This is a genomic window from Massilia frigida, assembly GCF_011682175.1.
Taxonomy (GTDB): domain Bacteria; phylum Pseudomonadota; class Gammaproteobacteria; order Burkholderiales; family Burkholderiaceae_D; genus Telluria_A; species Telluria_A frigida.
On the sequence record NZ_WHJG01000063.1, the window covers coordinates 1 to 12,670 of the forward strand.

The 12,670-nt window shown below is 60.5% G+C and carries 11 protein-coding genes; 2 read left to right on the forward strand and 9 right to left on the reverse strand.

What is annotated here, in order from left to right:
* The 3 genes from F2P44_RS36840 to F2P44_RS32190 form a co-directional block, all read right to left on the reverse strand.
* A partial coding sequence (locus tag F2P44_RS36840) for a DUF7706 family protein (RefSeq protein ID WP_441295297.1) occupies window positions 1-179 on the reverse strand: 179 nt, incomplete at its 3' end.
* Complete coding sequence (gene xerC / locus F2P44_RS32185) at window positions 115-1,233, reverse strand: site-specific tyrosine recombinase XerC (RefSeq protein ID WP_167093831.1); 1,119 nt, start codon at window positions 1,231-1,233, stop codon at window positions 115-117. The genes xerC (F2P44_RS32185) and F2P44_RS36840, both read right to left, overlap by 65 nt.
* Complete coding sequence (locus tag F2P44_RS32190) at window positions 1,230-4,331, reverse strand: toprim domain-containing protein (protein ID WP_167093833.1); 3,102 nt, start codon at window positions 4,329-4,331, stop codon at window positions 1,230-1,232. The genes xerC (F2P44_RS32185) and F2P44_RS32190 overlap by 4 nt, the downstream gene beginning before the upstream one ends.
* Before the next feature lie 134 nt (window positions 4,332-4,465).
* Between F2P44_RS32190 and F2P44_RS32195 the strand changes: the two genes are divergently transcribed.
* Window positions 4,466-4,813, forward strand: coding sequence for a helix-turn-helix domain-containing protein (locus F2P44_RS32195; RefSeq protein ID WP_054264490.1), 348 nt, complete (start codon window positions 4,466-4,468; stop codon window positions 4,811-4,813).
* A 354-nt stretch (window positions 4,814-5,167) separates the two neighbouring features.
* Here F2P44_RS32195 and F2P44_RS32200 read toward each other — a convergent pair whose 3' ends face one another.
* Window positions 5,168-6,937 (reverse strand): replication endonuclease, encoded by a 1,770-nt coding sequence (locus tag F2P44_RS32200; RefSeq protein WP_167093835.1) that lies wholly within the window; start codon window positions 6,935-6,937, stop codon window positions 5,168-5,170.
* Window positions 6,938-7,023: 86 nt separating this feature from the next.
* Window positions 7,024-7,614, reverse strand: a complete 591-nt coding sequence (locus tag F2P44_RS32205; protein ID WP_167093837.1) for a helix-turn-helix domain-containing protein — start codon at window positions 7,612-7,614, stop codon at window positions 7,024-7,026.
* Between the two features lie 580 nt (window positions 7,615-8,194).
* Here F2P44_RS32205 and F2P44_RS32210 point away from each other — a divergent pair.
* Window positions 8,195-9,220 carry an IS5 family transposase gene (locus F2P44_RS32210; RefSeq protein WP_167093838.1) on the forward strand — a complete coding sequence of 342 codons (1,026 nt, stop codon included), beginning with the start codon at window positions 8,195-8,197 and terminating at the stop codon, window positions 9,218-9,220.
* A gap of 215 nt (window positions 9,221-9,435) precedes the next feature.
* Here F2P44_RS32210 and F2P44_RS32215 read toward each other — a convergent pair whose 3' ends face one another.
* The 4 genes from F2P44_RS32215 to xerC (F2P44_RS32230) form a co-directional block, all read right to left on the reverse strand.
* Complete coding sequence (locus tag F2P44_RS32215; RefSeq protein ID WP_167093839.1) at window positions 9,436-9,987, reverse strand: hypothetical protein; 552 nt, start codon at window positions 9,985-9,987, stop codon at window positions 9,436-9,438.
* Window positions 9,935-10,393, reverse strand: a complete 459-nt coding sequence (locus F2P44_RS36255) for an RHS repeat-associated core domain-containing protein (RefSeq protein ID WP_167093854.1) — start codon at window positions 10,391-10,393, stop codon at window positions 9,935-9,937. Before F2P44_RS36255 ends, F2P44_RS32215 begins: the two co-directional genes overlap by 53 nt.
* 911 nt (window positions 10,394-11,304) lie before the next feature.
* Entirely contained in the window at window positions 11,305-11,487 is a 183-nt protein-coding gene (locus tag F2P44_RS32225) for a DUF7706 family protein (protein ID WP_167093841.1), read from the reverse strand.
* 20 nt (window positions 11,488-11,507) lie between these two features.
* The gene (gene xerC, locus F2P44_RS32230) at window positions 11,508-12,626 is read right to left on the reverse strand and encodes a site-specific tyrosine recombinase XerC (protein ID WP_167093842.1); all 1,119 of its coding nucleotides are present in this window, start codon (window positions 12,624-12,626) and stop codon (window positions 11,508-11,510) included.
* Window positions 12,627-12,670 lie beyond the last annotated feature (44 nt).

Below are 12,670 nucleotides of genomic sequence, written 5' to 3' on the forward strand. Positions count from 1 at the left end.
GCCAGCGACAGGTAATCGCTGTATCCGACGCGCTTGAGGAACTGGGCGAGCGCCATCGCCAGGTCGTCCGGCAATTCAACTTCGATGATGGTCATGGCATCCCTCCCATGGTGATCAATCCGGCTGATGCATCGCTTCGGCATCCAGGGCATCCAGGAGCGCGGCGCGCACGCCGACATCGCTTACCCCTACACTGCCGCCGTGCGCAGTACCATGGGCCTGTAATCGCGCCGGATGGGTCGCCTCATGCACTTCCTTGAGCTTCATGATCGCCACGCGTGTGTAGACCTCGGTGGTGGTCAGCTCGGCATGCCCCAGCAACGCCTGGATGAACCTGATGTCCGCACCGTTCTCTAGCATGTGCGTGGCGCAGGCATGGCGGAACAGGTGGCAGGAGCTATTTAACGGGCCGGACGCCTGCACCCGCTCCAGGTTGGCGCGGTCAATGGTTTTCTTGGCAATGCCCGACATCTGCTTGGCGCTCACGCGCTCGTGATGTTTCGACAGGAACAGCGTCGCGTCGCTGTCGTCGTCAAGGTAGCGCGGCCGCACTTCCTGCACATACCGGGCAATCCAGGCCAAGGCCCGCTCGCCAATCGGCACCATGCGGTCCTTCTTGCCTTTACCCAGCCGCACCAGCACCGTGCCGCGCTCGGCGTCGATGTCATTGAGGTCAAGGCCGGCCAGCTCGGCGCGGCGCATGCCGGTGCTGTACAGCGCTTCCAGCATGGCCCGGTCCCGGATGCCGAAGCCTGACGGGTCGTCAATGTCGGCCGCGTTCAGTACCTGGGCAATTTCGGCGACGGTCAGCACGTGGCGCGGCAAGCGATTCTCCTGCTTTGGCAGCTCCATTTCGCTGGCCGGGTTGAACAGCAGGTGATGGCTTTTCGCCATCCACTTGAAGAACATACGCACCGTGATCAGGCGCTTGCTCTGGGTCTGGCAGGACAGTGGCGCATCGTCGGCTTTGCGCCGGTAGGCAAAGATATATTGACGGTAGCGCTCCAGCATCGCCCGCGTCACCTCGTGCGGGGTGTTGACGCTGCGCTCCTCGCACCAGTCGATGAAGTAGCCCATTTCGATGCGGCGGTTCTTGAGCGTCGTCGCTGAGTAATGCATGGCCTGCGTCCAGTCGATGAACTCGATCAGGTAGGAACGGAAGCCGCCACGGGTTTCCGGATCGCCGGCATAGTGCAGCGGACCGGGCAGCTTGCCAGGGCGTGTCGGCCTCATGCCGCCTCCGCCGACTTCGGTACGACCAGCGTGTGACCGTTCGTCATAGGAGGTGCGTTTTCAGTGGCGAATGGCGCGCTTTCTGCCGCAACCCGCGCCAGCACTGGCGTTGCGGCGGATTTGACGGCCCGACCGGGGGCCGACCACCCACCGACCAAGGGCCGACCGGGAGCCGACTGCGCTTGCCCATGCCCCGACCGCTGCCCGTCGTAGTCATTGAGCGCGCCGGCATCGAGCAACCCGGTCAGGTGCGGCGCGTGGGTGCCGTCGCCGTCATACAGCAATTCATACACATAGCCCTGCCCACGCTCGGCGCGGTGGATCAGCAGATATTCCAATTCGGCCAGCCGTCCAAGGTGGATTTTAAGCTGGGTATCTCCCCAGCCGGTCGCCTCGCGCACGTCCTTGCGGCTAAAGTGATATTCGGTGCGGCGGATTCCCAGCGCAGCGGCCGACGTATCGACCAGCGTATCTACCAAGCTCAAGAGTCGGCGCGTCTGCGGGGGCAGCTCGTCAAGGCTACGGCCCAGCACCTCATGCGTCAGCCGGTTGGCTTGCTCGATGTCGGATGCCGTGACCTCGATGTATTCCAGCGCAGCACCGTTGCTGCCCATCGTGCTCTTGATAGCGCGCTGGTGTTGGTGCAGCAAGGCGATGGTGTCGATCAGCGTCAGATACTTTTCGTGATCGCGCCGCGTTCGCGTTTTGTCCGACAGGAACGTGAGCTGGTCGGCATAGGGATTGACCACGGCCAGCGGGCGCAGCAGGCGCTGTGCATTGCGGTGCAGAGCCAGGATCGCATCCTTGCCCTGTTTCGCCATCAAACCCGACAGCATGCGCCGGTTGCGTTGCAGGCTGTGGATCGCTTCGGTTTGCTCGCGTCCTTCATCGACGGTGAGGACGATGCAGCGGTTCATCAGCTCTTCGTCGATCTCGATGGCCGTCGTGGTCAGGAAGATCATGACCGGGCCGGTAACGCGGTATTCCTGGGTGATCAAGCTGCCCGTGTTGGCATCCTTGCCGGTCGATGCGATCATCAACTCGCCCTCGCTTTGCAGCAGCTTCAGGGCGTAGCTGGCCCGGCTCGCGCCTTCCTCTTCAACGATGGCAAGTATCTTATGCTGCAAGTTCGTCTCGCCCATGTAGAACAGACTCTGGCCGGTCATGGCGCTGTACTTGATGCGTTCTTCCTCGGGTATCATCGCCAGCACCGCATCCATCAGCGAGCTTTTACCGGCCGCGCTGGACGACTGCACGACGATAGCCAGCGGTCTATCGAGCTTGCGGCTTACTGCGGCCAGGTAGCCAACGAGCTTGTTGGTGCGCTCACCGACTAGCCCGCAGGCATCGAAGTCGGCCACGATCCGGTCCAGCAGGTCAGGCGCGCGCAGCAGGGCGAGCGCGGCATCGCGCTCGGCTTCCGTCATGGTCGGGATGGCCGGCGCCGTTTTAGTCGCGGCCTTGATACGCTCGTCCTGTAACGCTTCCAGTTTGAGCAGGATGCGCCCCAGGTCGTGCTTGATGAGGTCATCGCGCACGGCCAGCTCCTTGGCAGCGTACAGCAGGTACTGGCTACGGCCGCGCGCGCTGTACAGGTCCAGCGTATCAACGAAGTAGGCGTCCTTGCAGGACACGAGCAAGTTGATCTTGAGCGTTTCGGGCGAAAGGTTCTTCGGCAGGCCGCGCACGCGATAGCGCCGGTCGCCGAAGGTGAACACCACTTCGTCATCCTTGATTTCGGCGTCGATGGACGCCGCCGCTGGCGTGGCCGTGGGCGAAGCGGCTAAGCTGGTGGAGTCCAGCGGTGGAACGACAGCGACAGCGACAGCGGCGGCGACAGCGGCGGCGGTGGTGGCCGCGTCGGATGCCGGTGCCGGCTCAGGTGCGGCTGTCACGAACGGCGCAGGCTCGGCGCAGACGTTGGCATCGGCGTCGGCGGTGCACTCCATCGTCTCGACGTGCTGGCCGGGTGCTGCCTGCGGCGCGACGCCCTTGCCGCACCATGCCGCCTTGCGGATCAGAATGCCCAGGCTTTTCGATGCCGGCGTGACCCTCAAAGCATACTCGTTGGCGTCCATCCCCTTCGGGAACTGGATGCGGTAGCACTCGATGCCGATGGCATGCAATTGCTCAGCCAGCGCGTCGGCCGCCTTGTCGCCCGCGTCGTCGCGGTCATAGGCAATCAGGACGCGCTTGGTGCCGTGCCGCTGAAACGCGGCAATATGGTCGGGCGTAAAACCGGACGTGCCATAGCTGGCCGTGACGTTGTGATAGCCCGCCTGCCAGAAGGTGAGCGCGTCGATCAGCGCTTCGCACAGGATGATTTCCTCATGCTGCTGCAACGCTGCCTCGTTCCATATGCCCTGGTGCGGCCCCGGCAGATACAGGTGCATCGGCGTCCCCGTGCGTAGATCGTCGCGTAGCTTGCGCGCGTAGGCTTCGGTGACATTGCCGCCAATGTCGATGACCGGAACGACGACGGAACCGCTGAAGTGTTCGTGACCCGTTTCGCGCAGGATGCCGATGCCTTGCAGACGGCCCTTGAGTTGCGCGCCAGCCTTGACGTTCTTGGCGGGCAGCCGGTAGCCCAGCGTGCGGTTGGCATAGCCCAGCCTGAAACGCTCGATCATTTCCGGATCGGTCAGCCCGCGCTTGGCAAGGTAGGCCAGCGCTTCCGGCGATTCAAGCAAGGTCTGATGGTAGAAGTCGATGACCTGGTTGAGCAATTCGCCGTCGGCGGCGGACGGCGCTACTGGCGGCGGCAACTTGCGCGTGCGCGATGCCTTGACCGGCTCGCCAACCCCAGCGGCTAAAGAAGAGTCGGCACGCAGCAACTCGACCGCATGCCGGAACGATACGCCGTTCGCCTTCATGACCCAATCAATCGGCCCGCCGCCAGCCTGGCACGCGCCGAGGCAGTGCCACAGGTTTTTGTCGGGAGTGATGACCAGCGAGGGCGTCTTGTCGGCGTGGAACGGGCAGCGGCCCAGCAGGTTGTCCCCGTGTCCCTTCAGCTCGATGCCACGTGCTTCCGCCAATTGCTGCACCGACACGTCCTTTTTTAGTCGCTCGATCTCACTTTCAGGGATACGTGCCATAAATCCACCTTTTCTAAAAAACCTGTCAATATGCATTTGCGGTATATTAAAGCGCGCACATATGGTATCTTGCAACAAGCATTTAAAAATCGGGGGTTACAGTGACGCCACTACTCACTTGGCATTTACTGACGATGAATTTCGGCAAACGTTTGGCGGCGCTACGCAAGGTTCGCTCTTTGACTCAACTTGTCCTGGCTGAGAAGGTCGGCTGCCATGTGACGATGATTCGACGCTACGAGGCGAACGAAACGCAGCCCACTTTGGAAGTAATCCGCAAACTCGCTGTTGCGTTAGGAGTAAGCGCAGATGCGCTCGTTTTTGATGAGCATGAACGCGGCCCAGATGATGACCTGCGCTTACAGTTTGAGGCGTTAAGCCAGTTCACACCGGAGGAGAAGCAGATTGTGCGCGTGCTGCTCGAATCACTCATTTTGAAACACGATGCTAGCCGGTTTACACGAGGAAATGACCCCTCGTAGCTTTGGTCTTGGCAACTACAAAGAAGTCTCTCTTGAGCCCCACGCACCAGCCGGGGTTAGGGGAGGCTTTTTTTGTTAACTATAAACAAATAGCCACGCATGCCTACCTTTAACTGTTCGCGTCATCCGCCACGCCGAGAGCACGGCCAATGCCGGTACCGCCAGGTCCGACCCCGCCACCATTCGCTAACCCAACTCGGCCATGAGCAGGTGCGGGCCGTCAGCAGCAGTTTCGACGCTTCGCCGGATTTGATCGTGTGCTCCTTATTTTCAGCGCGTGCGGCAATGCCCGCCTAAGGTATTGGGCGTGCTGCTTTTCTATATTTCCCCGAACCAGGTTACCGATTTCGCTTGCTAACATCGCATTTGCTCGTCGATCCGACTTTCCCAGCCATCGTTTTCCAGCCAGCACGGCAGTGGCGGCGTTTCGCCGGCAGTTTCCAGCGTACAGTTATTTACACGAGTCCAAGGTAAAGCAAAGCCCGATTTTTTCAACACCTCCTGCGCTTGCGCGGTACCGTCCGTGGCGATCGTGCGCGCGTTCGATTCACCGCCCACGCAAGCCGGTGTGTCGATCCGCGTCCAGGTGTAGCGCGTCGATTCGTACACCTTGAACGGCGCATCGCTGGCTACGATGCCGATAGGCTTTTCGCCCATCGCTTCACCATATTTGCCGGGCGTGTCGTAATGCACCTTAGCCAGCTGGATACGGGTCTGTTTGCGCGGGATCGCCACGCCACCAAGCGCCGTCAGGAACGAGGCGTAGTCGGCGCGCTGGTCGGTGTCGCCCTCGGCCGTCAAGGTCTTCTGTGCGGCCTGCCATGCGGCTTGCACGTGCGCAGGCGCGTCGGCAATGGTGGCCTTGGGGATACGGCGCAGTTCGCGCCACAGCGTGATGCTGCCCGCACCGAAGGCCTGGAATTGGCGGATGCCGTGGGTCTTGGCCCAGGCCGTCACATGCAGGCTGGCCGTGATCGCCGGCTCGCCAGTCACGTCCAGCTCCAGTTTGTAGCCGTCAATGTTCTTGGCAATGTACTTGGCCACGTAGCCGGTGGCGCTGCCCTTGTCGGGGTCGATGGGGACGAAGTGGCAGCGGTTCTTGGCCGCGCCCACCTCGTCCGCGTGCGCCTCCAGCGCGTAATGACGGATGATCGCCTCCAGCCGCGCCGCGTGCTGCGGCAGCACGAACACGATCAGGTGCCAGTGTGGGCAGGCATCATGGTGCGGCTCGGCCACGCGCAGGCCGTACAGCTCGATGCCTTCGCGCTCCAGCTTGGCCCGCACCCGGCCCCACAGCTTGCACAGGTAATCCTGTGCTTGGCGTGGCGTATGGCCCCGGTAGGACGGGTTGCCCTGGCCGCTGCCGGCCAGCGTGGCGTGGTAGCACGAGGGGCAAGTGATCGTGGCGAACAACGCGCTGTAACCATGATCGCGGGCATAGTCCTCCATACCGCGTATGCGAGTCATCAGTTCGGCACGGCGAATCGCCTTGTTGCTGGTGCCGCGCTCGGACAGCTCTTGCAAGGTAAACCGGTCGCCGTTCTCGTTCTCCAGCACCGTCGATTCCATCCACAGCCGGTTACGCGTTTCCTCGCGCAAGCAGCGCAGCATCGCGTCGCGGCTGGCGTAGGGATCGCGCTGGCGTTGCACCAGGTGCAGGCGGATATTGCCATTTTCCAGTGTGCGGGCGTACTGGCGCCGCAATTGACGACGCCACCAGTGGCAGCACGACAGCCGCTTTACTTGCGCATCCAGGGTGTCGCCCTTCGGTACCGGCACGCGGGCGGTGCTGCATGTGTGCTCGATGATCGCCTGCTTCGCCTGCGCGTCGCTGGTGCCGGCCAGGATCAGCGCGGAAGCATCGGCGCGGCGGCGCGCATGCTCGACGATCTCGCCATCGGTGGCTGTCAGGTCTAGTCCGCCAGGCAGGTAGCTGGCGCGAAATGCGTTGATGCTGCGATCAACAATCGAATCGACCGTTTGCGGCAGCAGGAAGTGTTGGCAGGCGTCGGTGACGCGCTTGGTGAGATGGCTTTTCCAACGCGGCGGCAAGCCGTTCAGGCCAGGATGCGCGGCAATGCGCGCGTTACGTAGAGATAAAGCTAGGTCGGGGGTAGGTGTCATGCGGCCAAATATCAAATTCGAGATCATTCTCGAACGTGATATTAGAACTCATCACTCCCTACGTCAAATCAATTTCGAGATTTATCTCATTTTTGATTTATTTTGGTTTGTTTGCCACTCACACCCATCGCCTTGTCCAACTCAACGGCCGACCGTTCTAGCTCGTCCAAATCCGCAGCCTGCTGCGTTGCCTTAGCCGCTCGCTCAGCAGGATCACGACTCGGCCGCAGTCGTTGCCGACGATGGTTGATATCGGCCATGCCAACCATCTTTTGGCTTTCCTTGTCCGATATCGACTGCCCCGCCACCAGCCCTTCTTCGATCAGGACATCTTTGATGATGTGGCGCAGGTAGTCGTCCAGGGACATATGCCAGCCGCTAAACGGGTCGGGCCGGTCACCATAGAAGAAATGGGTAATGGGTTCACCCAGGGCCTGCGCGATCAGCTTGATCTCACGGTAGCCGGGGTAGCTGTCCGCATTCTCGTAGCGAGAGATAGACACCTTGGACACGCCCGCCTGCTGCGGATCGACGTGCTTGGTGGCCTGACTCAGCTCGTCCAGCGTCCAGCGATGGCGCTCGCGGTGCTGTTTGATGCGCCGCCCCACCTCCAACTTGTCGGCATCGGGCAGGTCATCGGTGGAAGAGGTCTTAGGGGCTTTAGGTGGCTGGAGCATCACATTATCTATAGTGGCTGGGACAGGCGATGTTTTATCATGGATTTGAGAACTTATCACGAATTTGATGCTAATACGCCGACTTTATTTGCGCCCGGATACGGCACGCCACGTATCGCTCCGTAGGGCATGGCTACGGGTCCATAGGATACATGTAGCTGCCCCTAGCTCTAGACGCGCCTACTCCTAGGTAGAAATCCTTAGGCACCTGTCCTTAGGCACGTACCTATTGGCACGTATTTATAAGCACATATTGGCGGCCGGGCGGTGGGTCATGAGAGTTGCCGCAGAAACCGGAGGTTGCGTGACGTGTGAGACATCGGCAGGGGTTGCGGGGGACTCCCCGCGCCCCGCTGACCACTCTCTTCTTGCCGGGTTTTTCACACCAGGAGGATTTTTCCACCGCCGGATGGGATACAGCTAGGATACGAATAGCATACGCTAGGATACGCGGCAGATACGGACAGGATACGGCCAGCATTTCAAGTCGCCCTCGCCACCTTGGGCTAACTAATGGGTACCTCGAAAAACTACCCCGCCCATGGCATGATGGCGAACCAGCGATTCTGAATCTTTCCTCATGATCAAAACCAGTCTGTTTGCCGACCAGGAGCGCGAAGCCAAGCTGAACAAGCTGGGCGATGCGCTGCGGGTGATGGAGCAGCACGTCGACTTCGCCGCGTTAGCGGATGAAGTGGACCGTGCAGCGCCGCGCCCCAGCCGCGTGCGCGGCGGCCGCCCTCCGTTCCCGACCGAACTGATGGTTCGCGTCTTGCTGATCCAGCAGTTGTTCAACCTGAGCGACGAGCAGATGGAATTCCAGTTGCTCGACCGCTTGAGCTTCCAGCGCTTTGTGGGGCTGCGCTCGAGTAGCCAGATACCGGACCGGACGACGATCTGGACCTTCAAGGAACGCCTGATCCAGGCAGGCGCCAGCGAAAGCATCTTCGAAGCCGTGAACCGGCAACTGAGCAAACACGGTTACATCGCGCGCGGCGGGCAAATGGTCGACGCGAGCATCGTGCAGGCGCCGAAACAGTCGCTGAGTAAGAATGAGAAGGCGCTGGTGAAGGAAAACGCCATGCCCATCGAATGGAAACCTGCCAAACGCCGTCAGAGGGACATGGACGCGCGCTGGACCAAGAAGCACGGCAAGTCCTACTTCGGCTACAAGGTCTCGGCCAACGCCGACAAGCGCTACAAGCTGGTGCGCAAGATCAAGGTGAGCACGGCCAGCGAGCACGACACGCTGCACTTTGAAGAGGTGCTCGATCCGGCCAACACGAACCGCAACATCCTGGCCGACAAGGGCTACGTCGACGGAGAGCGTGAAGAGCGGCTGAGCAAACAGGGCTGGCGCATGCACATCCAGCGCAAAGGAAGCAAGGACAAGCCGATCTCGGCAGCCCAGGAGCGGCGCAACAAGCGCATCGCCAAGACCCGCGCCCGCATCGAGCATGTGTTTGCCGGTATGGCGCAATTGGGCGGCAAGGCGCTGCGCACCATCGGTCTGGCGCGCGCGACGCTGCAGCTCAATTGGAAAGTCGCCGCATACAATCTGCGGCGTCTGGTCTACTTGAAGGAGGCCAGGGTCGAGGCGTTCTGACGCCCGCAGTCCGTCCGGACTACGCAAAATGAGGTTGAGTGCCGATAAAACCGGCGGGAAGCGGCTCGGCCTTGCATCAAAATCCGAGCCTGCTGGCATCGCGACCGGCATTCACGCGGAATTTACCGGTAATTCGAGGTTCCCTAATGTTCAGCCCGTGTCGGCTTGTCGGAACGAACCCCGTTCCTGCCGGTCAAAACTCATTTGCCACAATTTCAGCCAGAACGTTCCAGCCGTTTTCTAAACATTAATGATCGTTCGGGCCAATCCTCGCGGAGAAATTTCTTGGCTTTTTTTGACCCCGATCTGGCAGCACGCTCAAGCAACGCCGTCATTCCCTCGATATCTTCCAGAGTCCAGCTTTCATCGAACCGATAGATTCGCAGCATCGCTCCTTCGAACTCGTTTTCAGCGTCGCCACTCGCCAACAGTAGCGCTGACTCATCATCCATGCTCGCAGCGAAGCTCTTTCCTGCTTGCCGGTACCGATCAAGACCAAATAAATCTGATTCGTATTTTGCAGAGAGAAATGCCAAGACAGCCCTTCCAATATGCTCTTCGACAGTTTCCTCACTTAACATGTCTAAATCAGATAGCTCGTGGAAGAAACTTAACTCTCCTGCGCCGCCTCCTCTTTTTTGAGTGAACATTTGGAGCGATTGGTCTTGCTCATGCAACCTAATAATCAAATCCTGCAACGATAAATTGGCCATTTTATTCCTTCCCACAGTCTTGGTAACAAGCCCGGTGCGCAGCATCAGCTGCATCCATACATTGAGAATACGTCTGCTTATTACGACCCTTCATACCTGACATTGCCTGACAAAAAGCTACACGTGCGCGATCATCTTTGTCGCAGTCGGCTTCACAACGCTCACGGCTAGATGACATACAGACATTAGCAATCGCCGTGAAAATTCGTGGAATCAAAAGCGCTCTGTCTTTGGCGGCCTCAATTTCTGCCGTGAACCATGACGAATTTTGCGACGAAGGCAAGGGTTGCATCTCTGGATCAACAAGACCAGGCGGTGGCGTATTTTTACAAATTGTCACGAGGCCAGTTGTTGCGCATGAATATGCAAGCCCCAACGGATCTATTCTGCTGAGTGGGTTGCCCCCAACATAGCCGTAAGTGTTTATACCACCGTCGAGCCCAATGGGATCGCTTTGGATGTACCGCCCGCCCGACGCGCTTTTCCCTAACTTTCGCTACTTTCCCTAGTCAAATCAACCGCTTGCAGCGGCTAAATCCAGATGCCGCCCCGGTATTGTTGCAAATTTCCCTAGACACGCATTCTGGCTTGCGCGCACGCGCGAGGCAAGAGCTTTCGGTCAATCAGGCTGGCATCGCGGCGGCGTGTGCGCAGTCAAGGGCGCGCAGCGGCGCAGCGGACCCTTGACGGCCGAGGACGACCCACGCTCAGGCATGCGGTGGGCGGCGAGTTTTTGCCTTCCACCGCATGCAAGCTGGGGGCTGGGGTTGGGTGGGGTTGATCCGTCTGCCGGCGCAGCACGGCCGCAAGCGACGCAGGAGCGCGCTTCATTGACCTGGGGGTTTCCTGCGCCTCTGGCGCGCATCATGGCTTGGCAGACGTGCAGGGGCGCGAGACATAAAGCTCGTTCCGCGAACCCGGAGGGCGCGAAGCGGTCGGCCCACCAAGCGCAGCGACTGGCCCGACTTTGCGGAATGCGGCTTTATGTTGCAATGCCGAAGGCATTCACCCCGGAACGGCTGTGCAGTTGGGTGGTTGGGCTTGCGTGACGCTTGACCTGCGCCGACGTAGTTTGGCCTGGTCGGCGCGCCTGCCTGCGTGGGCGGGGTTTCAAAGGGCCTCCCTTTGGCACCAATATGAGGACAGAACCCGTAGGGTTTTGTATTCATATTCATCGTGCCTATGCCAGGGCGCTTCCCGCACGCGGACGGCTGCATTATGGTTGCACGCGGTTGCTTATGGTTGCAGCGCGGTTGCATGGGGTTGCAAATCGGTTGCATGGGGTGTTGTTACCACATATATAGGGATCGCCGGTTTGCGTTACCGAACGTATTAAGATTCCTATGTTCGTGATGCCGCGGATCGGGCGGGTCAACGCGGTGCGAATCCCTTTTCCGCCAGCGCCTTGCGCACCTTCTCGCCGGCGTCGACCATCTCGTATGCCTCCTGCCTGTCGATGGCCAGCGACAGGTAATCGCTGTATCCGACGCGCTTGAGGAACTGGGCGAGCGCCATCGCCAGGTCGTCCGGCAGCTCCACTTCGATGATGGTCATGGCGTCCCTCGCTATGGTGGTCAATCCGGCTGATGCATCGCTTCGGCATCGAGGGCGTCCAGGAGAGCGGCGCGCACGCCGACGCCGCTTACCCCTGCCGTGCCGCCGTGCGCAGCGCCACGGGCCTGCAATCGCGCCGGGTGGGTCGCCTCATGCACTTCCTTTAGCTTCATGATCGCCACGCGTGTGTAGACTTCCGTGGTGGTCAGCTCGGCGTGCCCCAGCAGCGCCTGGATGAACCTGATGTCCGCCCCGTTTTCCAGCATGTGCGTAGCGCAGGCATGGCGGAACAGGTGGCAGGAACTATTTAACGGACCGGACGCCTGCACCCGCTCAAGGTTGGCGCGATCAATGGTTTTTTTGGCAATGCCCGACATCTGCTTGGCGCTCACGCGCTCATGATGTTTCGACAGGAACAGCGTGGCGTCGCTGTCGTCGTCAAGGTAGCGCGGCCGCACTTCCTGCACATACCTGGCAATCCAGGCCAAGGCCCGCTCGCCGATCGGCACCATGCGGTCCTTCTTGCCTTTGCCCAGCCGCACCAGCACCGTGCCCCGCTCGGCGTCGATGTCATTGAGGTCAAGGCTGACCAGCTCGGCGCGGCGCATGCCGGTGCTGTACAGCGCTTCCAGCATGGCCCGGTCCCGGATGCCGAAGCCCGACGGGTCATCAATGTCGGCTGCGTTCAGTACCTGGGCAATCTCGGCGACGGTCAGCACGTGGCGCGGCAAGCGATTCTCCTGCTTTGGCAGCTCCATTTCGCTGGCCGGGTTGAACAGCAGGTGATGGCTTTTTGCCATCCACTTGAAGAACATACGCACCGTGATCAGGCGCTTGCTCTGGGTCTGGCGCGACAGCGGCGCACCGTCGGCCTTGCGCCGATAGGCAAAGATGTATTGCCGATAGCGCTCCAGCATCGCCCGTGTCACCTCGTGCGGCGTGGTGACGCTGCGCTCTTCGCACCAATCGATGAAGTAGCCCATTTCGATGCGGCGGTTCTTGAGCGTCGTGGCCGAGTAGTGCATCGCCTGCGTCCAGTCAATGAACTCGATCAGGTAAGAGCGGAAGCCGCCACGGGTTTCCGGGTCGCCGGCATAGTGCAGCGGACCGGGCAGCTTGCCAGGGCGCGTCGGCCTCATACGTCCCCCGCCGACGTTGCTACGACTACGACCAGCGTGCAGCC

Excerpts from the sequence above, each read along its gene's own strand:
- xerC (WP_167093831.1), bottom strand. The coding sequence starts at position 1,233 with ATGAGGCCGACACGCCCTGGCAAGCTGCCCGGTCCGCTGCACTATGCC.
- F2P44_RS32190 (WP_167093833.1), bottom strand. The coding sequence starts at position 4,331 with ATGGCACGTATCCCTGAAAGTGAGATCGAGCGACTAAAAAAGGACGTG.
- F2P44_RS32195 (WP_054264490.1), top strand. The coding sequence starts at position 4,466 with ATGAATTTCGGCAAACGTTTGGCGGCGCTACGCAAGGTTCGCTCTTTG.
- F2P44_RS32200 (WP_167093835.1), bottom strand. The coding sequence starts at position 6,937 with ATGACACCTACCCCCGACCTAGCTTTATCTCTACGTAACGCGCGCATT.
- F2P44_RS32205 (WP_167093837.1), bottom strand. The coding sequence starts at position 7,614 with ATGCTCCAGCCACCTAAAGCCCCTAAGACCTCTTCCACCGATGACCTG.
- F2P44_RS32210 (WP_167093838.1), top strand. The coding sequence starts at position 8,195 with ATGATCAAAACCAGTCTGTTTGCCGACCAGGAGCGCGAAGCCAAGCTG.
- F2P44_RS32215 (WP_167093839.1), bottom strand. The coding sequence starts at position 9,987 with ATGCAGCTGATGCTGCGCACCGGGCTTGTTACCAAGACTGTGGGAAGG.
- F2P44_RS32225 (WP_167093841.1), bottom strand. The coding sequence starts at position 11,487 with ATGACCATCATCGAAGTGGAGCTGCCGGACGACCTGGCGATGGCGCTC.
- xerC (WP_167093842.1), bottom strand. The coding sequence starts at position 12,626 with ATGAGGCCGACGCGCCCTGGCAAGCTGCCCGGTCCGCTGCACTATGCC.